At 72.5% G+C, this 20806-nt stretch carries 18 protein-coding genes; 7 read left to right on the top strand and 11 right to left on the bottom strand.

Annotated elements, in window-relative coordinates; genetic code table 11:
• Nucleotides 1–64 precede the first annotated feature (64 nt).
• Nucleotides 65–1402, top strand: a complete 1338-nt coding sequence (locus PZ894_RS15955) for a dipeptidase (protein ID WP_275746270.1) — start codon at nucleotides 65–67, stop codon at nucleotides 1400–1402.
• Between the two features lie 4 nt (nucleotides 1403–1406).
• Here the strand turns inward: PZ894_RS15955 and PZ894_RS15950 are convergent, their stop codons facing one another.
• Nucleotides 1407–3173 (bottom strand): GAF domain-containing sensor histidine kinase, encoded by a 1767-nt coding sequence (locus PZ894_RS15950; protein WP_275746268.1) that lies wholly within the window; start codon nucleotides 3171–3173, stop codon nucleotides 1407–1409.
• 15 nt (nucleotides 3174–3188) lie between these two features.
• Nucleotides 3189–4976 carry a HAMP domain-containing sensor histidine kinase gene (locus PZ894_RS15945; protein ID WP_275746266.1) on the bottom strand — a complete coding sequence of 596 codons (1788 nt, stop codon included), beginning with the start codon at nucleotides 4974–4976 and terminating at the stop codon, nucleotides 3189–3191.
• Nucleotides 4977–5097: 121 nt separating this feature from the next.
• On the opposite strand from PZ894_RS15945, the gene purF reads away from it, so the two are divergent.
• The 3 genes from purF (at nucleotide 5098) to PZ894_RS15930 (ending at nucleotide 8067) form a co-directional block, all read left to right on the top strand.
• Complete coding sequence (gene purF, locus PZ894_RS15940; RefSeq protein ID WP_275746264.1) at nucleotides 5098–6642, top strand: amidophosphoribosyltransferase; 1545 nt, start codon at nucleotides 5098–5100, stop codon at nucleotides 6640–6642.
• A gap of 7 nt (nucleotides 6643–6649) precedes the next feature.
• Nucleotides 6650–7726 (top strand): phosphoribosylformylglycinamidine cyclo-ligase, encoded by a 1077-nt coding sequence (gene purM / locus PZ894_RS15935; RefSeq protein ID WP_275746262.1) that lies wholly within the window; start codon nucleotides 6650–6652, stop codon nucleotides 7724–7726.
• A gap of 152 nt (nucleotides 7727–7878) precedes the next feature.
• Nucleotides 7879–8067 carry a DUF3073 domain-containing protein gene (locus PZ894_RS15930; RefSeq protein WP_275746261.1) on the top strand — a complete coding sequence of 63 codons (189 nt, stop codon included), beginning with the start codon at nucleotides 7879–7881 and terminating at the stop codon, nucleotides 8065–8067.
• Between the two features lie 111 nt (nucleotides 8068–8178).
• Here PZ894_RS15930 and PZ894_RS15925 read toward each other — a convergent pair whose 3' ends face one another.
• The 5 genes from PZ894_RS15925 to PZ894_RS15905 all read right to left on the bottom strand — a co-directional run bounded on the left by PZ894_RS15925 (nucleotide 8179) and on the right by PZ894_RS15905 (nucleotide 14753).
• The gene (locus PZ894_RS15925) at nucleotides 8179–9255 is read right to left on the bottom strand and encodes a Glu/Leu/Phe/Val dehydrogenase dimerization domain-containing protein (RefSeq protein WP_275746260.1); all 1077 of its coding nucleotides are present in this window, start codon (nucleotides 9253–9255) and stop codon (nucleotides 8179–8181) included.
• Between the two features lie 79 nt (nucleotides 9256–9334).
• Nucleotides 9335–10564 (bottom strand): hypothetical protein, encoded by a 1230-nt coding sequence (locus PZ894_RS15920; protein ID WP_275746257.1) that lies wholly within the window; start codon nucleotides 10562–10564, stop codon nucleotides 9335–9337.
• Nucleotides 10565–10586: 22 nt separating this feature from the next.
• Entirely contained in the window at nucleotides 10587–13811 is a 3225-nt protein-coding gene (locus PZ894_RS15915) for a PAS domain-containing hybrid sensor histidine kinase/response regulator (protein WP_275746255.1), read from the bottom strand.
• Nucleotides 13812–13852: 41 nt separating this feature from the next.
• Nucleotides 13853–14524: a GAP family protein gene (locus PZ894_RS15910; RefSeq protein WP_275746253.1), complete on the bottom strand. Its 672-nt coding sequence runs from the start codon at nucleotides 14522–14524 to the stop codon at nucleotides 13853–13855.
• Nucleotides 14525–14534: 10 nt separating this feature from the next.
• Nucleotides 14535–14753 carry a hypothetical protein gene (locus PZ894_RS15905; protein ID WP_275746251.1) on the bottom strand — a complete coding sequence of 73 codons (219 nt, stop codon included), beginning with the start codon at nucleotides 14751–14753 and terminating at the stop codon, nucleotides 14535–14537.
• Between the two features lie 87 nt (nucleotides 14754–14840).
• Here PZ894_RS15905 and PZ894_RS15900 point away from each other — a divergent pair, with 87 nt between their 5' ends.
• Nucleotides 14841–16520 (top strand): SulP family inorganic anion transporter, encoded by a 1680-nt coding sequence (locus PZ894_RS15900; protein ID WP_275746250.1) that lies wholly within the window; start codon nucleotides 14841–14843, stop codon nucleotides 16518–16520.
• Nucleotides 16521–16911: 391 nt separating this feature from the next.
• Nucleotides 16912–17634: an SDR family oxidoreductase gene (locus PZ894_RS15895; RefSeq protein ID WP_275746249.1), complete on the top strand. Its 723-nt coding sequence runs from the start codon at nucleotides 16912–16914 to the stop codon at nucleotides 17632–17634.
• 65 nt (nucleotides 17635–17699) lie between these two features.
• Here PZ894_RS15895 and PZ894_RS15890 read toward each other — a convergent pair whose 3' ends face one another.
• The 4 genes from PZ894_RS15890 to PZ894_RS15875 all read right to left on the bottom strand — a co-directional run bounded on the left by PZ894_RS15890 (nucleotide 17700) and on the right by PZ894_RS15875 (nucleotide 20077).
• Nucleotides 17700–18167: a hypothetical protein gene (locus tag PZ894_RS15890; RefSeq protein WP_275746248.1), complete on the bottom strand. Its 468-nt coding sequence runs from the start codon at nucleotides 18165–18167 to the stop codon at nucleotides 17700–17702.
• A gap of 217 nt (nucleotides 18168–18384) precedes the next feature.
• Nucleotides 18385–19011, bottom strand: coding sequence for a YdeI/OmpD-associated family protein (locus PZ894_RS15885; RefSeq protein ID WP_275746246.1), 627 nt, complete (start codon nucleotides 19009–19011; stop codon nucleotides 18385–18387).
• A 133-nt stretch (nucleotides 19012–19144) separates the two neighbouring features.
• Entirely contained in the window at nucleotides 19145–19564 is a 420-nt protein-coding gene (locus PZ894_RS15880) for a superinfection immunity protein (RefSeq protein ID WP_275746245.1), read from the bottom strand.
• A 123-nt stretch (nucleotides 19565–19687) separates the two neighbouring features.
• Nucleotides 19688–20077 (bottom strand): DUF1398 family protein, encoded by a 390-nt coding sequence (locus PZ894_RS15875; RefSeq protein ID WP_275746421.1) that lies wholly within the window; start codon nucleotides 20075–20077, stop codon nucleotides 19688–19690.
• A gap of 284 nt (nucleotides 20078–20361) precedes the next feature.
• Between PZ894_RS15875 and PZ894_RS15870 the strand changes: the two genes are divergently transcribed.
• On the top strand, nucleotides 20362–20754 hold the full coding sequence (locus tag PZ894_RS15870; RefSeq protein ID WP_275746243.1) for a DUF2510 domain-containing protein: 393 nt from the start codon (nucleotides 20362–20364) through the stop codon (nucleotides 20752–20754).
• Nucleotides 20755–20806: the final 52 nt, after the last annotated feature.

Here is a 20806-nt window from a genome sequence, read left to right as displayed (position 1 = left end):
GGGTCAGCGCGCCCGGTCGACCCCGAGAACGTCAGGGACTATCGCGACGATCTAGGGTCGCCCCATGAGCGACGACATCCGCAGCAGGGTCCAGGCCATCCTCCCGAGCGTCCGGTCGGACCTCGAGGACCTGGTGCGGATCCAGTCGGTGAGCGCCGACCCGGAGCGACTCGGCGAGGTCGAGAAGAGCGCCCGGCGCACGGCCGAGCTGTTCGCCGCCGAGGGGGTCGACGTGGAGATCGTGCGCGCCTTCGACGGCGCCCCGCCGGCCGTGGTCGGCGAGAAGCGGGGGCCGGAGGGCGCGCCGACGGTGCTGCTCTACGCACACCACGACGTGCAGCCCGAGAACGATCACGCCGACTGGGACTCCCCGCCGTGGGAGCCGACCGAGCGCGAGGGCCGCCTCTACGGCCGCGGCGCCGCCGACGACAAGGCCGGGATCATGGCCCACGTCGGCGCACTGCGGGCGCTCGGCGACGACCTGCCCGTCACCGTACGGCTCTTCATCGAGGGCGAGGAGGAGGTCGCGAGCGCGACCCTGCCGCAGCTGCTCGAGCAGTTCCAGGACCGGCTCAAGGCCGACGTCATCGTGATCGCGGACTCCGGCAACTGGGACATCGGCGTGCCGGCGCTCACGACCAGCCTGCGGGGGCTGATCCGCGTCGACCTCGAGCTCCGCACTCTCACCCACGCCGTCCACTCCGGCATGTGGGGCGGCCTCGCCCCCGACGCGATCATGGCCCTGATCCGGCTGCTCAACAGCCTGTGGACCGAGGACGGCGCCCCGGCCGTCGCGGGCCTGGCGAGCGGCCCGGCCGCCGACGTGGAGTACCCCGAGGACCGGCTGCGCGCCGAGTCCGGCGCCATCGCGTCCCTGGACTGGGTCGGCCAGGGCCCCGCCGTCGAGCGGCTCTGGACGCAGCCGGCGATCACCGTCACCGGCTTCGACGCCCCGAAGGTCGCCGGCGCGTCCAACACGCTCAGCCCGGTCGCCCGGGCTCGCGTGACGATCCGCATCGCGCCCGGCGACACGGCCGACAACGCCGTGGCCCGGCTCGAGGAGCACCTGCGCGCGCACGTGCCGTGGGGCGCCTCGCTGAGCACGACCGTCGTCGACACCGGCGAGCCGATCGCGCTGCCGGCCGACGGCCCGGCGTACGACGCGGCGCGCGCGGCGTTCGCGGAGGCCTGGGACGGCACCGCGCCGGTGGACATGGGCGTCGGCGGGTCGATCCCGTTCATCGCGGAGTTCCTCGAGGCGTTCCCGGAGGCCAGCGTCCTCGTGACGGGGGTCGAGGACCCGGACACGCGGGCCCACGGCGCCAACGAGGGCCTGCACCTGGCCGAGTTCGAGCGGGTGGTGCTCGCCGAGGCGCTGCTGCTGACGAACCTGGCGCGCTGACGGCTCACGCCGAGGCGGGCAGCCGCACCCGGAAGGTGCTGCCCGCCCCCAGCGCCGACTCCAGCTCGATCCGGCCGCCGTGCCGCTCGACGACCCGGCGCACGATCGCGAGCCCGAGGCCGGTGCCGGACTGCTGCGACGCGGCGGGGTCCGTGGAGCGATAGAACTCCTCGAAGACGTGCTGCTGGTCGGCGTCGGAGATGCCGATCCCGTCGTCGCTGCAGGTCAGCACGACCTCGCCGTCGGCGTTCTCGAGGCGTACGTCGACCCGCCCGCGGTCGCGCGTGTACTTCACGGCGTTGCCGACGAGGTTGGCGACCACGTGCTCGAGCTCGTGGGCCACCCCGGTCACCGGCGCGACGCTCGGCTGGAGGCTGGCCGCCACGGTGATGCCGCGCGACTCCGCCGGACCGCTGTTGAGCTCGATGATGTCGGCCACGAGCGGGGAGAGGTCGACCGGCTGGGCGTGGTCGAGCCCGGTGGCGTCGGCGGTGTGGTGCAGCACGAGCAGCTCCTCGACGACCCGGGAGAGCCGCGTGCTGCCGCGCTCGATCGCCGCGATCGCCGTGCGCGAGCGCTCCGAGAGGCCGGGGTCGCCCGCCAGCAGCTCGAGGTAGCCGACGATGCTCGTCAGCGGGGTCCGCAGTTCGTGGGAGACGGTCGCGACGAGGTGGCTCTTGTAGTCGGCCACCTCCTGCAGCTCCTGGACCAGTTGGTGCTCGCGCTCGAACATCCGGGCGCTCGCGAGGGCCCGCCCGAGGTCGCGGCCGATGTCGAGCGCCATCGCGGCCTCGGCCTCGCTCCACTCGGCGCCGCCGTGGCCGCGACTCATGCCGATCCAGCCGAGGCAGTCCGGTCCCGAGCCGAGCGGGGCGAGCAGCAGCGACTCGGCGTGCGTCTGCCCGAGGAACGCCGTCATCGCGGCGTGGTCGGCCACGTCTCGCGACGGCGGTGCCGGCCGGTCGGGTGCGAACACCGCGACGTCCTGGGTCTCCCACAGCGCCCGCGCGTAGCGTTCGAAGACCGCGACGGTCTCGGGCGGCGGCGCGACCGGGGCGTCGTCGTGCACCGCGCGCGGCTGCTCGCCGACCAGCTGGGTCCACAGCGCCTGCGCCCGGAAGCCGTCGACGATGGCGGTCGCGCACTCGGCCAGGGTCCGCTCGGCCGACATGGACGCCGCCGCGCGACGCACGATGTCGGCGGCGGCCGCCGCCAGTCGCACCTGCTCGGCCATCCGCTCGCGCTCGAGCGTCGCCACCACCGCGCCCGACGCCTGCCGGGCGTAGACGTCGAGCAGCGGCCGCTTCGACTCGTCCGGGACCAGCCCGTCGCGAGGCACGTCGAGGCCGAGCACCGCGATCAGGCGTCCGTCGTCGCCGTGCAGCGGCGCCACCAGGACGTCCTCGGGGTGCCAGACGCCGTCGGGTACGTCGCGCGGCCCGTCGGAGGTCCAGCCCCACCTCTCGATGTCGAGTGCGTGGCGATCGTGTCGCACGTACTTCAGCCGGCCCCAGTCCTCGGCGTCCTCGAGCGCCTCCAGCAGCGGCGCCAGGGGTGCGAGCGTGTCGGCCAGCGTCTCGCGCGCGTCCTCGGGCCCGACGACGCACAGCAGCTGCAGGTAGCCGTCGTCGCGGACGGCGCTGACGCCGACGACGTCGAACCCCGCGACCTCGCGGATCGCCTCGATGATCGACTGCAGGGCCTCCCGGGAGCTGTCGTCCGACCAGCGGGAGCCGCGCACGGGCCGCTCGGCGCCGGGGGCGTCGGTCATGGCCGGTCCCTGCCGTCAGGCGGCCGGCAGGTGCACGGTGAAGGTGCTCCCGCGGCCCAGCTCGGACTCGATGTCGATCCGGCCGTCGTGGCGATCCACGATCCGGCGCACGATGGCGAGGCCCAGCCCGGTGCCCGGCTGGGAGACGGCCAGCGGGTTGGAGGAGCGGAAGAACTCGGTGCCGAGGCGTTCGAGGTCGTCCTCCGAGATGCCGATGCCCTGGTCGGCGCAGGTGAGCACCACCTCCTCGGCGACGCGTTCCAGGCGCAGGGTGACCGCGCCGCCCTCGGGGGTGTACTTCACCGCGTTGCTGGCGAGGTTGGCGCACACCCGGTCGAGCTCGGTGGCGTCACCCAGGGCGACCACGGAGTCGTCGGGCAGCTCGACCCGGAGGTCGATGCGCTTCTGCTGCGCGGCCAGGCCGACCAGGTCCACCACGTCGTCCACGACCTGGCGCAGGTCGACGGGCCGGGCGATCACCGGGTTCTCGGGGTCGCCGACCTTCGAGAGCAGCAGCAGGTCCTCGATCACCTTGACCATCCGCTGGGCGCCCCGCTCCATCGCGGCGAGCGACCCCTTCGTCGTACCGGACAGGTCCGGGGAGGACTCCAGCATCTCGAGGTGCCCGAGCACGGAGGCGAGCGGGTTCTTGAGCTCGTGGGCGACGGTCGCGATCAGCTGGCCCTTGTAGGCGTCGAGGGCCTGCAGCTCCTGGACCAGCCGGTGCTCGCGCTCGAAGGTCCGCGCGTTGAGGATGGCGCGGCCGAGGTCGTGGCCGATGTCCAGCGCCGCCGCCGCCTCCGCCTCCGTCCAGTCGGGTCCGCCCCGGAGGCGGGTGAGGGCCAGGTTGCCGACGCACTCGGGCCCGGCGCCCAGCGGGACGAAGAGGATCGACGCGACGTCGATCGCCCGCATGAAGCTCAGGACGAGCTCGTTCTGGTCGTCGTCGAGGGGCGACTCGCTCGCGCGTCCCGGCGCGATGACGGCGACGTGCTGGATCCGCCAGGCCTCGTGGGCGGCGGCCTCGGCGATCCGCCGCAGCTCGTCGGTCAGCACGACGTGCGCGCCGTCGGAGGAGTAGATGTGGCCGGGGCTGTCGTCGTTGCGGCGGCCGAAGGTCTGGATCCACATGCCGGCGGCCTGGAACCCCTCGACCATCGCCTCCTGGCTCTCGGCGAAGATCCGGTCGAGGCTGAGCTGGGCGGTGGCCCGCCGGACGATCCGCCGCGTCGCCTGCGCCATCCGCACCTGCTGGGCGAGCGCCTCGCGCTCGAGGGCCACGACGACGGCGCGGCCGGCCTGCTCGGCGTACTGGTTGAGCATGGCGCGCTGCGCCTCGTCGGGACGCCGACCCGAGACCGGCAGGTCCATCGCCAGGCTGCCCCGCAGCACGCCCGCGTCGTCGTAGAGCGGCGCGATCAGCAGGTCGAGCGGGTGCCAGGCGTCCGGGGCGTCGTCGATCGGCTCGATGTCGGGCACCCAGCCCCAGGTGTCGCCGTCGGTCGGGTCGAGTCGCTCGTGCGGCACGAAGCGCAGCAGGCCCCAGTCGTCGGCGTCCGTGATCTCCGCGAGCAGGCGCCCGACCGGTGTCGAGGTGCCCTCGAGCTCGGCCCTGGCCTCCTCGTTGCCGGCGATCGCGACCGACTCGAGCATGTCGTTCTCGCGCACGACGCTGATGGCGGCGATGCCGAAGCCCGCGACCTGCGTGACGCCCTCGGCGATCAGCTGCAGGGCGTCCCGCGACGCGGCGTCCTCCAGGCTGGGGCGCCGGTCGTCGGGCAGTGCGGGGGTGTCCGCAGGCATTCTTCCTCGTCCGTGTCAAAGGGTTCCGGAGCATGGTAGAGGCGCGACGCGATATTCGGACGGCTTGTCACGAAGTACCCGGATTGGCCGTTCGGCAGGAGTGCCCCCCTAGACTCGGATCGTGCCCTTCCAATCGAGCCCTCGCAAGGGCGGCGACGGCAGGCTGACGGCGGCGCTCGACCCCCACGAGCAAGGCCCGCAGGACGCCTGCGGCGTCTTCGGCGTCTGGGCACCCGGCGAGGACGTCGCCAAGCTCACCTACTTCGGCCTCTACGCGCTCCAGCACCGCGGCCAGGAGTCGGCGGGCATCGCGGTGAGCAACGGCCGCCAGATCCTGGTCTACAAGGACATGGGCCTGGTCTCCCAGGTCTTCGACGAGACCACGCTCGAGTCGCTGAAGGGCCACCTCGCGATCGGCCACAGCCGCTACTCGACGACCGGCGCGAGCACCTGGCAGAACGCCCAGCCGACGTTCCGCCCCACCGCAGACGGCTCGATCGCCCTCGGCCACAACGGCAACCTGATCAACACCCACGAGCTGGCCCAGATGGTCGTCGACCTGCCCGGCCCCGAGGACGAGCTCGAGCTGCACACCCGCCCGGTCGAGTCCTCGACCAACGACACCGGGCTGGTCACCGCGCTCCTGGCGCACCACCCCGACACCTCGCTGGAGCAGCGGGCGCTGGAGGTGCTGCCGAGGCTGCAGGGCGCGTTCTGCTTCGTCTGGATGAACGAGGACACCCTGTACGCCGCGCGCGACCCGCAGGGCATCCGCCCGCTGGTGCTCGGTCGGCTCGACCGCGGCTGGGTGGTCGCCAGCGAGGACGCCGCCCTCGCGACCATCGGTGCCAGCGTCGTCCGCGAGGTCGAGCCCGGCGAGATGATCGTCATCGACGAGAACGGCCTCCGGTCCCACCGCTTCGCCGAGCCGGCGCCCAAGGGCTGCGTCTTCGAGTACGTCTACCTGGCCCGCCCCGACGCCACGATCAGCGGCCGCAACGTCCACGAGGCGCGGGTCGAGATGGGCCGCCGCCTCGCCCGCGAGTTCCCGGTCGAGGCCGACCTGGTGATGCCGGTGCCCGAGTCGGGCACCCCGGCCGCGTCCGGCTACGCCCAGGAGTCCGGCATCCCGTTCGGCCAGGGCTTCGTCAAGAACGCCTACGTCGGCCGCACGTTCATCCAGCCCAGCCAGACCCTGCGCCAGCTCGGCATCCGGCTGAAGCTCAACGCGCTCGAGCACATGATCCGTGGCAAGCGCATCGTGGTCGTCGACGACTCGATCGTCCGCGGCAACACCCAGCGCGCCCAGGTGCGGATGCTGCGTGAGGCCGGCGCCCTGGAGGTGCACGTGCGCATCTCCAGCCCTCCGGTGAAGTGGCCGTGCTTCTACGGCATCGACTTCGCGACCCGCGCCGAGCTGATCGCCAACGGCCTCGACGTCGACGAGATCGCCGCGAGCGTCGGCGCCGACAGCCTCGGCTACATCTCGCTCGAGGGCATGATCGAGGCGACAGGCCAGCCCACCGACAGGCTGTGCCGGGCGTGCTTCACCGGCGAGTACCCGATCGCGCTGCCCGACGAGAGCCTGCTCGGCAAGCACCTGCTGGAGTCGTCGATCCAGGCGCCGACGTACGGCAAGGCGCTGCCCGTTCTCAACAACCCGTAGGAGCCCCGTGTCCGAGAACCCGTACGCCGCAGCAGGCGTCTCCATCGAGGCCGGCGACAAGGCCGTCGAGCTGATGAAGGTCTGGATCGACAAGGCCCGCCGGCCCGAGATGATCGGCGGCATCGGCGGCTTCGCGGGACTCTTCGACGCCTCCGCGCTCAAGTCCTACGACCGGCCGCTGCTGGCCACCTCGGCCGACGGCGTCGGCACCAAGGTCGCGATCGCCCAGGCGCTCGACAAGCACGACACGATCGGCTTCGACCTGGTCGGCATGCTCGTCGACGACCTCGTGGTGTGCGGCGCCGAGCCGCTCTTCCTCACCGACTACATCGCGACCGGCCGGGTCGTCCCCGAGCGCATCGCGGCGATCGTGAAGGGCATCGCCGAGGCCTGCGTCGAGGCCGGCTGCGCCCTGCTCGGCGGCGAGACCGCGGAGCACCCCGGGCTCCTCGGGGCCGACGAGTACGACGTGGCCGGCTCGACCACCGGCGTCGTCGAGGCCGACCGGCTGCTGGGCCCGGGCCGGGTCCGTCCCGGTGACGCGGTGATCGCGATGGAGTCCTCGGGGTTGCACTCGAACGGCTACTCCCTGGTGCGCCACGTGCTGCTGGGCTCCCCAGACCGTGAGGGGGCGGGCTGGTCGCTCGAGCGGCGCGTCGACGAGCTCGGCCGCACGCTGGGGGAGGAGCTCCTCGAGCCGACCCGGATCTACGCCCGCGCGTGTCTGGCGCTCGCCGACCGCACCCGCACCCACGCGATGTCCCACGTCACCGGCGGTGGCCTCGCGGCCAACCTCGAGCGGGTGCTGCCCGTCGAGCTGACCGCCACCGTCGAGCGCGCCACCTGGACCCCGCCGCCGGTCTTCGACCTGGTGCGCCGGGTCGGCGACGTACCCCAGCCCGACCTCGAGCTGACCCTGAACTGCGGGATCGGCATGGTCGCGCTGACCGACCCGGACGACGCCGACGCCGCGATCGCGGTGCTCGGCGAGCACGGCGTGCGCGCCTGGGTCGCCGGCGAGGTGGCCGCCGACGCGGAGCGCGGAGGCACCGTCCGGCTGGTCGGACAGCACCCCGGCTGGTGAATTTCGGAGGGATCTCGTGTGATTGTCGAGACTCACGGTCGAACCGATGTGCGGGAACAGCCACCCAGCAGGTAGCGTTGGCTCCACGAGAACTCTGAGAATCAGCCCGGGAGCCTGAGCGCCCCGGCCGAGTGTGCGAGGGGGCTGACCCTATGGGGCGCGGCCGAGCTAAAGCCAAGCAGACGAAGGTCGCCCGCGACCTGAAGTACCGCACTCACGAGACGGACTTCGGGGCGCTGGCCAACGAGCTGCACGGGCAGAGCCAGCAGGACGACACCGACCAGCTCGAGCCGGAAGAGCTCGAGAAGTGGTCGGACTACTCCGATTCCCGACGCGACTGACTCTCAGCCGCTCGTCGTTCCCCGGTTCACCGGTGAAACCCTCACGTCTGAGGCGTGGCGACACCCGAGAAGTGACAGGTTCCCCGGTTCACCGGTGAATCCATCAGACGGTCAGAGTCGCGGCAGCCACATCCCGCGCAGCCGGCCGACCTCGCGCATCCGCCGCTCGGCGAGCCGGTCGGCCGCGATGGCGGGCGGTACGCCGTCGGACGCGGCGAGCTCGAAGACCTCCAGGGTGGTGTCGAAGATCCGCGCGGCGCGCTGCTGGGCGCGGTCGAACGAGAATCCCTCGAGCTCGTCGGCGACCTGCACCAGGCCGCCGGCGTTGACGCAGTAGTCGGGCGCGTAGAGGACGCCGCGCTCCTCGAGCGCCTTCTCGATGCCGGGGTGGGCGAGCTGGTTGTTGGCGGCGCCGCAGACGATCCTCGCCGACAGCACGTCGACCACCGCGTCGGTGATCGCGTCGCCCATCGCGCACGGCGCGTAGACGTCGAGCTGCGACGCGACCAGCTCGCCCTCCGACGCGACGACCCGCACGGCGGGGTGCTCGGAGCGCACCCGCTCGACCGCGGGCGCGTGGACGTCGGTCACCACGACCGAGGCGCCGTCCTCGACGAGGTGGCGCACCAGGTGGCTGCCGACCTTGCCGACGCCGGCGACGCCCACCGTGCGCCCGGCCAGCGAGGTGCTGCCCCACGCCACCTGGGCGGCCGCGCGCATCCCCTGGAAGACGCCGTACGCCGTCAGCACCGAGCTGTCGCCCGCGCCCCCGTGGGCCACGGTGCGGCCGGTGACGAACGAGCACTCCCGCGCGATGTGGTCCATGTCGACCGAGTAGGTCCCGACGTCGCACGCCGTGTAGTAGCGCCCGCCGAGCGACTGCACGTGCCGACCGTAGGCGCGCAGCAGCGCCTCGTTCTTCGCGGTGGCCGGGTCCCCGATGATGACGGCCTTGCCGCCGCCGAGGTCGAGGCCGGCGAGCGCCGCCTTGTAGGACATGCCGCGCGAGAGGTTGAGCACGTCGCGCAGGGCGTCGGCGGTCGAGGCGTAGGGGTGGAACCGGGTCCCGCCCAGCGCGGGGCCGAGGGCGGTCGAGTGGATCGCGATGATGGCCTTGAGGCCGGTGGCGGGGTCGTGGGCGAAGACGACCTGCTCGTGCTCGGATCCCGGTTCGAAGACGTCGGACATGGATGGTCCTGCTTTCTGGTGTGACGCCACGGGGTGGTGTGGCGGGCGGGAGGCATCCAGGGGTGGCGGGTGCCCTACCTCACACAGTAGGCGCCGCCGCGGGTCGCATGAAAACCACCTCGCCGTGCGTCCCGTAGCCCGGGATCCGGCCGCCGTACGCCGCGCCGTTGAACCCGACCAGCAGCCAGCTGTCGCCGTCCGGGACGAGCGTCGGCCAGGGGATGTTGGTGGGGTACGGCGCGGCCAGCGCGCCGGTCTCGCGCATCGCCAGGTCGTAGGTCGGGTAGCGCGCGGCCCGCTTGTCGCTGGCGAGCACCCGCCAGGCTCCGTCGAGGTGTGCGAGCGTCGTGCCCTCGGCCTGGGTGAGGCCGGTCGCGGCGCCGCGCAGCGTCAGCGCGTCGAGCGAGGGACCGCCCGCCAGCGCCGGGTGGAACCGGAAGAACCTCGTGGCGCTCACGAACCCGACGAGCCAGCCGTCGTCGGTGCGTGCCAGGTGGGGGTCCCAGACCCCGACCGACCGCAGCCCGTCGACGGGCAGCGGCAGGGCCTCGGTCACGAGGAGGTGTACGCCGGTGAGCAGGTCGGCCGTGGTCCGCGCGATCGTCACGCCCACCGCGGGCCGCCTCCGGTCGAAGTCGCCCCACGTGCTGGTCGCCACCAGCCACTCGTCGCCGTCGCGCAGGACGTGCGTCGCGTGGTCACCGAACGTCCCCGCCCGGTCCGGGCGCCGGAAGAACACGTCCGAGAGGTGGGTCAGGGTCAGCGACCGCGGCTCGAGCTCCCAGAGCGAGGTGTGGGCGGTGTCGAAGAAGCCCGGCCCCGCGCTGGTCGCGGAGAGCACGATCCGGCCGGCCGGCAGGCCGGACACCAGGCGGAGGTCGCGCAACCCCAGCTGACCGAACCGGCCGGCCGCCGCGCCGTCGCCGGCGAGCCGCGCCAGCCAGGCCTCGTCGCGGGTGTCGATCCGCTCCCGCAGGTCCACCCGGGCGCGGGCGACCCACGGCCCGTCGTCCCGGGTGAGCACGGTGAGATGGGTGCCGGTGAGGGTGAGCCCGACCTCGTGGACCGGCCCGTTCGGGCGCGCGAGCCGCCGCGAGCGGTGCCGGGTCGTGCGGCCGCCCGTGGTCACCTCGAGCCAGACCGCATCGCCGTCGTAGCGCCCCACGAGGCGGTCGGCGCCCGCCGCGAGCTCGAGGGAGCCCAGGCCCGTCACCGCGGCGTACGGCGCCACGACCTCGCCGAGCGACGATCCCGGCACGACCAGGTCGACGGGGCGGCGGCGGTCGACGATCTCGAAGCGCGGGAGCACCGCAGGATTCTCCCAGTCGCGGTCACTCACCTCGGGCGGTGGCCTGCTGGAGCGCCGACACGGCGACGTCGACCTCCGCGGAGAGCTCGTCGAGCATCTCCTCGGCGCGCTCGGTGCGGCCGGCCGCGCCCAGCGACTCCAGCCGCTCGGCCGCCGCGGCGACGCGGGGAAGGCCGAGGTTGAGGGCGCTGCCCTTGAGCTGGTGGGCAGAGCTGAGCAGCGCGTCCGGGTTGCCGCGCTCGATCGCCCCGCGGATCGCGAGGAGCAGGTCGCCCACCCTGCCCATGAACGACGCCGCCGTGCGCTCGAAGAAGGTCGTGCCGTCCTTGACGAGCCCCTCCAGGACGCGCACCCGCTCGGGGTCGAGGACACCGATCAACGCGGCGGCCTCGACCGACGCCGGATCGGGCGCGGTGGGCGGGACGACCGGGGCGGGCGGCGCCGGCGGCAGGCCGCCCCAGCTGCGCAGCGCGCGCTCCACCTCGCCGGCGTCGACCGGCTTGGTCAGGTAGTCGTCCATGCCGGCCGCGAGACAGCGCTCGCGCTCGCCCTCGAGCGCCGAGGCGGTCATGGCGACGATCGGCACCCGCTGGCCCGGAGGCTCCTGGGCGCGGATGAGGCGGGTCGCGTCGAAGCCGTCCATCGTCGGCATCCGGCAGTCCATGAGCACGACGGCGTACCCGTGGGCGCCGGCCAGTTTCTCCACCGCCGCCCTGCCGTCGTCGGCCACGTCGACGGTGCACCCCAGGCTCTCGAGCAGGCCGGTCGCGACCAGCTGGTTGACGGGGTTGTCCTCGACGACCAGCACCCGCAGGCCGAGGTCGGCACCGGCGCCGCCGCGCGGACCCGGGCCGACGTAGGGGCGCGGGGCGAGCACGCCGAGCAGCGCGTCGTGGAGCTCGACGTGTCGCACGGGCTTGCTCAGGCTGGTCCGGATCCCCGCGTCGGCGACCTGCTGGCGCGGCACCTGCTCGGAGCTGAGCAGCAGCATCTCGGCGGGCGGCACCCGCGGGTCGGCGCGCACCATCCGCGCGAGCTCGAGCCCGTCGGTGCCCGGCATCCGCAGGTCGAGCACGATCACCTCGAAGGGGTCGTCGAGCTGGGCCGCCTCGCGCAACACCGGCATCGCCTCCTCGGCGGACGGTACGGCGAACGCGCGCATGTGCCACGCCGCGAGCTGGCCCTCGAGGATCATCCGGTTGGTCTCGTTGTCGTCGACGACCAGCACCCGGCGGCCGCGGAGCTGGACGGGCACGTCGAAGTCGCGGTTCGTCGTGCCCGTCACCCGGTCGAGCCGCGCCGTGAAGGAGAAGGTGCTGCCGACGCCCGGCTCGCTGGTCACCCACAGCTCACCGCCGAGTGCCGCGACGAGCCGGCGGGAGATCGCGAGCCCGAGACCGGTGCCGCCGTGACGTCGGGTGGTGGACGGGTCGGCCTGGGTGAAGGCCTCGAAGAGCCGCTCCCGGGCCGCCTGCTCGATGCCGACGCCGGTGTCGGTGACGTCGACGCGGAGCACCACGTCGCGTGGGGTCTGCCGCTCGACGCGGGCCTCGATCACGACCTCGCCGCTGTCGGTGAACTTCACGGCGTTGCTGCCGAGGTTGCTCACCACCTGCCCGAGGCGCACGGGGTCGCCGCGCAGCAGCAGCGGTACGTCGGGGTGGCAGGCGACCACGAGCTCGAGCCCCTTCTCGTGGGCGGGGCCGCTCAGCACCGCGGCCACCTGGTCGAAGGCCGCGCGGATGTCGAAGTCGGCGACCTCGAGCTCCAGCTTGCCCGCCTCGATCTTCGAGAGGTCGAGGATGTCGTTGATGATCCCGAGCAGGGTCATGCCGGCGTTCTGGAGGTTGCCGGCCAGCCGGCGCTGGTGCTCGTCGAGGTCGGTGCGGAGCAGCAGGTCGGTCAGGCCGATGACGCCGTTCATCGGCGTCCGGATCTCGTGCGACATGGTGGCGAGGAACTCCGACTTCAGCCGGGACGCCTCCATCGCCTCGTCGCGCGCCTCGGCCAGCTGGGCGGCGCTGCGCTCGCGCTCGGCGACCACGCCGAGCTGGTGGGCGATCTGGGCCATCAGCTGGTGCGAGTGCTCGTCGGGAGGGATCTCGTCCGCCAGCAGCTCGACCACGCAGGCGACCTCGTCGCCGGCGCGGACGGGCATCGCGACCAGCCGATGGGTGTCGGCCAGCGTGGACGGGACGCCGATCGTGACCTCGCCGGTCGACCACGCCGAGTCCGCGAGGGCGCGGTCCGGGTCGACGCCGGCCTCCTCCGCCCCGAGGTCGAGCAGCTCCGGGGCGTCGCCCGGCACGTCGTACCGGAACGCGCAGACGGCCGCCCAGGTCGTGTGCTCGGGCACGCCGGCGCCCATCATCAGCAGCGCCTCGCGCAGGCTCCGTGCGCGATTGGCGGCCATCGTCATCTGCTGGAGCAGGACGAGCCGGCGGGTGGCCTCGGCAGCCTGCTCGGCGGCGTCGTGGACGTCGGTGATGTCCTGGGTCGTGCCGCTCATCCCGACCACGGTGCCGTCGGGCGACCGCTCCACGATGCCGCGACCGCGCACCCAGCGCACCTCGCCGTCACCGCGCAGCACGCGGTGGTCGAACTCGTAGCTGTCGGCGCCGGAGTCGGCGGCGGCCCGGATCGACGCCGCGGCGTGCTCGCGGTCGTCCGGGTGCACCAGCTGCAGGTAGCCCTCGAAGTCGAGACTCGAGCCGAGCGGGGCGCCGAAGATGCGGCACATCTCGTCCGACCACTCGACCCGGTCGGCCGCGACGTCCCACGCCCAGCTGCCGAGGTGGGCGATCCGCTGCGCGGTCGCCAGCTGCTTCTCCTGCTCCACGAGCGCGTCGTGCAGCTCCTTGCGCTCGGTGTACGGCGTGACCCGGTGCAGCCAGCCGGCCCGGTTGCCGTCGTCGTCGAAGACCGGGGCGAAGCTGATCAGGCCCCAGACCGCGGTGCCGTCCGGCCGCACGAAGTACGACTCGACGTTCTGGTCGCCCGCGCCCGTCGCGACCATGGCGCCGAGGTGGCGGGCGAAGTCCAGGCGGCCCTGGTCGTCCAGCGTGTCCGCGACGGGGAGGCCGACCATCTCGCTCGGGTCGCGGCCGAGGATGCGCGCCATCGCGGCGTTGGCCCACGTCGTGACGCCGTCGTCGTCGAAGAGCCACAGGCCGTCGGGGAGCGCCTCGAAGAGACGCCGCAGGAGGGCGGGGTCACTCCCCGGCCCGTCGGGACCTGCGGCTGCCATGTCCCATTCCTACCCGACCCGTGGCAGCGGCGTCGTGGGCTTCAGAAGCTGCCGATGCCCTTGCCGACCATGGTGGCGCCGACGACGAGCAGGAGGACCGCCATGACCGCGGCGTTGTTGTGGACCAGCCACACGCGCAGGGACTGCAGCGGAGCGGTCATCCGCTCCCGGGCGACGAGGTAGCCCGTCACCGGCACCGCGACCGAGGCGCCGGCGACCACCGTGAACACGGCGATCACGACCGCGACGTCGCCGACGGGCAGGTCGGCCGTGCCGATCAGGACCCCTGCGCTCGCCGTCATCAGCAGGTTCTTCGGGTTGATCGCCGAGAGCGCGAAGCCCAGCGCGGTCGCCCTGGCCAGCGTCATCGTGTCGATCGCCGCCATCCAGGCCGGGAGTGCCGGCTCCGCGCCCTCGTGCGGGCGCCCGCGCCACTGCCGGAGGGCGAGCGCGAGCATCAGCAGCCCCAGCACGATCTTGACGGTGCCGGCGACCGGATGCGACACGTCGTCGTCCTCCTGCGGGATGACCGCGGCGAGCGCGACGAACACGACGAGCGCGACGACGATGCCGACCAGCCAGCCGACCATGAAGCCGACGCTGGCCGCCCTGGCCTGCGGTGCGAGCAGCATCAGGATCGCCGCGATGACCGGGATCGGGCTGATCAGGACGGCGACCGCGAGCGGCAGCACGTCCCCGATGACGGCACCCATGTCGGCCTCCTCAGGGTGTGACGATCGGGTGCAGCGGGTGGGTGGCATTCGCTCCCGGGCAGCGGGCGCCGTGATCCGGGAAGCGGGCGTTCGTCTCGGCCGCCACATGGGTGCCGGGCGTCATGCGGGAGCCGATCCGGAGGCCGTCGAGGGCCCTGGACTCCAAGCGGGCAACCGGGCCGAGGGTGCCGTCGTCGAAGTCCGCCCGGTCCGAGAGATCGAGGGCCATGCCGGCAACGCTAGGGCCGAGGGATTGCTGCGGGTTCACCCGAAGGGGGTGACGTGGGAGATCGCACGGTCCCGCGACAGTGAGCGGGTGCGCCGACCGAAGCTCCGCGTGGGTCGCCCGACGCCCAAGGACGCCGTCGCTGGCTTCGTGACGGGACTCTTCAGCATCCCCGAGGGCATGGCCTACGCGAGCATCGGCGGCTTCAACCCGGTGCTCGGCCTCTACTCGGGCATGGTGCCGACCACGGTCGGCTCGCTCTTCTCGCGCACCGTGCTGATGACGACCACACTCACGTCGGCGATCGCGCTGACCTCGCAGAGCGTGCTCTCCAGCGCCGGCCTCGATCCCGACGACCTCGACAACGTCGCCACGCTCACCGTGCTGGTCGGCGCGATCATGGTGGTCTTCGGCCTGCTCCGGCTGGGCTCGGTGATGAGCTTCGTGTCGAACGCCGTGATGACCGGCTTCACCAGCGGCATCGCCCTGCAGATCGTCGCCGGCGTGCTCGGCGACGCGACCGGCTACGAGACCGACGCCCACAACACGATCGCGAAGGTCGTCGACTCGTTCGCGCACGTGGCCGACTGGGAGGTCACCACGCTCCTCGTCGCGCTCGGCACGGTCGCGGTGTGGGTCGCCGTACGCCTGGTGCCGCGGCTCGAGCCGTTCGCCATCCTGGCGGCGTTGGTCGTCGTCACCGTCGTGGTCGTCGTCTTCTCGATCGACGTGCGCGACGTCGGCGACATCGGCCAGGTCCCGAGCGGGCTGCCACACCCGATCCTCCCCGACCCCGGGGTGATGCCCGACCTGCTCGCCGGCGCGGTCGCCGTCGCGCTGGTCGCGCTGGCGCAGGCGGCCGGGATCGGCGCCGCCGTACCGAACCCGGACGGGAGCCGCACCAACCTGTCCGGGGACTTCACCGCGCAGGGCCTGGCGAACCTCGCCGGTGGGTTCTTCCGCGCGCTCCCCACCGGCGGGTCGCTGTCGCGCACCGGGGTGGCGACGAGCGCCGGCGCGCGGACCAGGTGGGCCGGCATCTTCGCCGGCGTCTTCCTCGCGCTCGTCGTGCTCGTCGCCGGCGGCGTGGCCGAGCTGATCCCGATGCCGGTGATCGGCGGCCTGGTCATCGTGATCGGCGCCGAGCTCGTCGTCGGGCGGCTCCCGGACATCCGGCTGGTGCTGCACACCGGCTTGCTGCCGGCCGCCGCGATGCTCGCGACCTTCCTCGCCACGACCGAGCTGCCGCTGCAGCAGGCGATCCTCCTCGGCGCCGGCCTCTCCCTGCTGCTCTTCTGCGTCAGCGCCGAGCGCAGCGGACGCCTGCGTGCCCTGGTCCGCGAGGACGGCCGGTGGCGCGCCACCGCGGTCCCCGCCGAGCTCCCGAGCGACGCGGTCACCGTCCTCCACCACGAGGGCGCCGGCCTCTTCGCCGAGGTGACCCGCCTCGAGGAGGTCTGGCCGCGCAGCGCGGATGCCCGCAACGCGGTGGTGATCCTCCACGCCCGCGCGGTGCCCGACATCCCGTCCTCGACGGTCCTCAAGTCGCTCCGCCGCCGCGCCCGCCAGCTCGACGACCACGGCTGTCGCCTGATGGTCGTCGGCATCGACCCGGAGCAGGCCGAGCTCCTCTCCCGCACCGGCCTCGCCGACGATCTCGGCACCGACAACATCGTCCAGCAGGCGCCGGTCTTCTTCGAGGCCCTCGACGCGGCGTACGACGACGCCACCCGCTGGGTCGAGGACCGGCGAGGAGAGGGCCCGTCGTAGGCAGGCTGCGATGGAACCGCCGTCGCTGGTCGATCCCGTCGAGAGCCGTGCGGCCCCAAGCAGCCCCGTCCGGACCGTCCGTCCTGTCGAACCTGTGAATCGGTACGGCTCGCGGCATTGCGGCCCAGAGTGAAGCAGCCCGAGGCGTCCCAACGGGATAGCCAGTGACGAGATGGTCGTTTCCAGTCCCAGTGGACGACCATTCCGTCGTTGGCTATCCCGCCGATGAGGTTCACGCGCGTCACTCCGGCGGACGTGGTGGGCCGGGAGGAGATCCGGCTCGCTTGGACATCGCTGGTGCCGGTCGCGAGACGGCACCGCGACTCCGATGCGTTCTGGCCATCGGGGGTGGCGGGAGGGGCGGGTTCAGTGACTGAGTAGCGTGCGAGACATGTCTCGTCATGCTCTCGTCACTGGCGGCGGAACCGGTCTCGGGCTCGCTGTCGCGCGCAGGCTGGTCGCCGACGGGCTACAGACCACGATCGTTGGCCGACGTGCCGAGGTGCTCGACCGTGCCGCCGCCGATCTCGGAGCGTCGGTCTCGACCGTCGTCGCAGACGTGACCGACGCCGACGCGGTCGCACGCCTGGCGCACGCGCTTCCCGAACGGATTGACGTCATCGTCCACAACGCCGGCGGCAACTCCCCGTCCACCGGCGACACGCTCGCCGACCTGGCCCACGACTGGTTGACCGACTACCGACTGAATGTCGTCTCCGCAGTCCTCGTGACGGAGGCGCTCAGGTCACGACTGTCGAGGCCCGGTGGACGGGTCATTGCGATGTCCTCGGTGGCGGCGCTCCGCGGCGCAGGTTCCTACGGGGCCGCGAAGGGTGCCCTCAATGTCTGGGTAACCGATCTCGCTGCCCAGCTCGCCCCCGACGGCATCACCGTCAACGCCGTGGCGCCGGGCTTCATCCCTGAGACCGGCTTCTGGGACGGTCGGCGCACTCCGGAGCTGGTCGAGCAACGCATCGCCCGCATCCCGATGGGACGCCCTGGCACCCCCGACGAGGTCGCGGCGCTGGTGGCCCACCTCGCCTCGCCCGACGCGGGTTTCACGACTGGACAGGTGATCGGCATCCACGGGGGTACCGTTCTCGCCCGGCTCTGAACGCCACCGCGTGAGCTGGTGGACGAGCTGTCCGACCAGATCGCCGTCGGTCGGACCTGTCGTGACTAGTCGAGCCGCTCGACCACCTCCAGCACGGTGTCGGCCACCTCGTCGGGGGCGGTGAGCAGGTGCAGGTGCTCACCGTCGAGGCGTCGCACCTCCCAGCCGTTGGCCTCAGCCAGCGACGCCTGCGCGGCGTAGCCGTGGCCGAATGCGATGTAGCCCGAGCGACGCGCGAGCCAGTCCTGCGAAGCCGGCGGCTGCTCGAGCAGCAGCCGCAGCGGCACCCGCGGCTCGTCGGTGACGAGCAGATCCCAGTACTCCCCGACAGAGGCTTGGACGTCCTCTCGAGGCCACCAGGTCGACCAGGGGGCGAGGAGTCCGTCGGGCAGCTCCCGTGAGCGCATGAACTCCGTCCACTCGGGGTCCGGGTCGCCCCCGGGCAGGAGCGAGTCGAGGCAGACGAGCTTCGCCCCGACCGCGTCGGCCACCGCCGGGGCGAATCTGCCGGCGTTGGAGTGGGGTATGACCACGTCGGCGCCGCTAGCGGCCGAGACGAACCCAGCCAGCATCTGAGTCGTGTTGACTCCGCCGCGTTCGGCGACCACCGCCCGGTGCCCACGGTCTTCCAGTGCGGACGCGAGGCGACCCGCCACCGCTGGCGTTGCCAGAGGGCTGGGCAGTAGGCAGAGCCTCACGGTCTCGATTGTGCCGGAGAGAGATCAATCCGCTCTGCGACGCAGCCCTTGGTCAACGTGGACGGTCGGCTGCGCCCTGCTGGGTGCCGGACTTCTTCGTCGGCGCCGGGTGCGGGGTCTTGCCCTGGGCGAGGGCGTCGGTGAGCTGCTCGATGCGGCGGGTGCGGGTCTCGGGGCGCACCGCGGTCTGGACGCGGTTGAGGATGGCGAAGCGGTTGCGGCCGTCCAGCGCGGCGTAGACGTCGGTGAGGCCGCGCGCGGTCAGGGCGGCGGCGAGGTCGTCGGGCACCACCGCGGTGGCCGGGCTGTCGTAGGCGGCGTCCCAGCGACCGTCGGCCTTCGCCCTCTCCACCTCGGCCAGGCCGGCGGGGCGCATCCGCCCCTCGGCGGTGAGGCGCTCGATGCGCTCGCGGTTGATCTTCGACCAGACGCTCCTCGCGCGCCGAGGGGTGAACCGCTGCACGTACCACTCGTCGTCGAGCCGCCGCGCGATGCCGTCGATCCAGCCGAAGCAGAGCGCGACGTCCACGGCCGTCGTCCAGTCGATCGAGGCGACTCCGGTGCCCTTCTTGGCCATCCGGATCCAGACGTGCGAGGTGGTCGACGCATGGGCGGCCAGCCAGGCCTCGAATGCCTTGTCGTCCTCGAAGAACACCGCATCGGTGTGGACCATCGACATGGCGGCAGCCTAGCCTCGCGCACCGACCACCTGCCGGACGGAACCACGGAGCCTGTGTCACCTCTAGCAGCCGCGAGAGGAACGCGGACCTGCCGACGTGGAGGAGTTGTCCGAGTGGATCCGCATCCTTGCGCTAGCGTGCTGCGACTACCTGGTGAGAGCTGCAAGCCATCACCAGCGCCACCACCCAGCCGACGAACGTCCAGCCGAGCAGGAAGTTGACCAGGCCGACGGCCCAGCTGTTCGACTTGCCGCGGGTGGCCGCGATGGCCCACGGCAGCATGTAGCCGAGCGTGAGGACGGTGGCGATCCAGGCAATGACGACCTCGGCGCCGTTGGTGCGAGCGTCGGTGTAGAGAACCGGGCTCGTTCCGTACCGGTAGGTGGCAGCCTGGGTCGGGTAGCCGACCGGCTGGGCGGCGGGCGACGCAGGACCAACGAGTGGAGCGCGATGCTCGGTCCACTGGTCGCCGTCCCACCATCGCAGCTCCCCGTCGGCCGGGTACCAACCGGGCGGGACCTTCTCCGGGCTGCCGCCGACGGTGTCGCTCATGGCGCACACCGTAGGTACCGCATCGCTCGCGCGCAGGAGATCTCGCAGATGGATCCCCTGTTCGGTCATGGGAGCGATGCCGCCGCCTGCTCGACCTCCGGCGCTTGCCGATGACGGTTGCGCTCACCGGCGGCGCTCTTGCACCTCTTCGACCAGGAGCACCACACCTGCCAGATCGCAGTACGTCATGGTCATGGCGCTGGTGTCGGCGACCCACTTCTCGAGCCCGCTTCTCGCCAGGCCCTCGGACATCTCGAGGTAGGAGGTCTGGCCATCGCCGTGACGTCGGAGGTGCTGAATGAACGCGTCGCGGTCGCTCACCTCGGCGATCTCGAGCACCTCGTGGTGCGCCGGTGAGACGACCACCTGTCCGTCGGCTCCGTGGAACTCCGAGCGGCCATCGGACACGAAGGACTCGAAGCGGACGACCCCTATCGCCGCCAGGCCCTGCAGGTAGTCGGCCAACGAGTCCGCGCGACCGAGGCGTGCATGGAGGTCGTCGACCTGCTCCATGGTGAACACGACAACGAGACTAGAGCGCGTCCGGCATCACTGCCCGGATCTGCCGCTGACCGCGCGACCTGCGGGTGCGTCACTCCAACAGGCCCCGGCGCACTGGATCCTCGACCGGGCCACGGGGGACCGACAGGCGAGAGACGGCGTCATCGTTCCGCCACGTCTGACCGGGTGGTGCTCCTTCGGCTCCTTCGTGGCGTGCGCCGCTTCCTGGAGTGCACCGGCTCCGCCGGACGTAGCATGCCGACGCATCGTTCAGTCTTCGGCAGACGGGGGAAATCGTGGGCAACGCGCAAGCAGGCTGGTACGACGACGGCGCGGGCACGCAGCGCTGGTGGGACGGCGAGAAGTGGACCGACCAGGTTCGGCAGCCCCACGCCGACAGCGGTGGCGGCGTGGCCGGGGTGATCCGCAGGATCGAAGCCGAGGCCGTCGCCGGCGCCCAACCGCGTCCGGCCCCGCAGAGCGCAAGCTACGTCGTCCTCCAAGTGATCCTGAAGGAGAAGATGTGGGGCACCGGGTCTGGGAACCTGACGGAGCTCGAGAACGCCATCAACGCCCAGGCCGCACTCGGCTACCGACTCCACACCATCACGACTGCCTCCTCAGGCAGCAAGGGCCTCGGGGGCGGTGATCGGATCCAAGCGACGATGGTCTTCGAGCGACTGACCTAGCCGCAGCCCGCCCCCGTGGGAGCTCTGCGGCCAGGGCCGGCGAAGCGACCGC

The organism is Nocardioides sp. YIM 152315 (assembly GCF_029210375.1).
GTDB lineage: Bacteria > Actinomycetota > Actinomycetes > Propionibacteriales > Nocardioidaceae > Nocardioides.
This window is presented reverse-complemented; position numbering and strand designations above follow the sequence as displayed.

Excerpts from the sequence above, each read along its gene's own strand:
- PZ894_RS15955 (WP_275746270.1), top strand. The coding sequence starts at position 65 with ATGAGCGACGACATCCGCAGCAGGGTCCAGGCCATCCTCCCGAGCGTC.
- PZ894_RS15950 (WP_275746268.1), bottom strand. The coding sequence starts at position 3,173 with ATGACCGACGCCCCCGGCGCCGAGCGGCCCGTGCGCGGCTCCCGCTGG.
- PZ894_RS15945 (WP_275746266.1), bottom strand. The coding sequence starts at position 4,976 with ATGCCTGCGGACACCCCCGCACTGCCCGACGACCGGCGCCCCAGCCTG.
- PZ894_RS15930 (WP_275746261.1), top strand. The coding sequence starts at position 7,879 with ATGGGGCGCGGCCGAGCTAAAGCCAAGCAGACGAAGGTCGCCCGCGAC.
- PZ894_RS15925 (WP_275746260.1), bottom strand. The coding sequence starts at position 9,255 with ATGTCCGACGTCTTCGAACCGGGATCCGAGCACGAGCAGGTCGTCTTC.
- PZ894_RS15915 (WP_275746255.1), bottom strand. The coding sequence starts at position 13,811 with ATGGCAGCCGCAGGTCCCGACGGGCCGGGGAGTGACCCCGCCCTCCTG.
- PZ894_RS15910 (WP_275746253.1), bottom strand. The coding sequence starts at position 14,524 with ATGGGTGCCGTCATCGGGGACGTGCTGCCGCTCGCGGTCGCCGTCCTG.
- PZ894_RS15905 (WP_275746251.1), bottom strand. The coding sequence starts at position 14,753 with ATGGCCCTCGATCTCTCGGACCGGGCGGACTTCGACGACGGCACCCTC.
- PZ894_RS15895 (WP_275746249.1), top strand. The coding sequence starts at position 16,912 with ATGTCTCGTCATGCTCTCGTCACTGGCGGCGGAACCGGTCTCGGGCTC.
- PZ894_RS15885 (WP_275746246.1), bottom strand. The coding sequence starts at position 19,011 with ATGTCGATGGTCCACACCGATGCGGTGTTCTTCGAGGACGACAAGGCA.
- PZ894_RS15880 (WP_275746245.1), bottom strand. The coding sequence starts at position 19,564 with ATGAGCGACACCGTCGGCGGCAGCCCGGAGAAGGTCCCGCCCGGTTGG.
- PZ894_RS15875 (WP_275746421.1), bottom strand. The coding sequence starts at position 20,077 with ATGGAGCAGGTCGACGACCTCCATGCACGCCTCGGTCGCGCGGACTCG.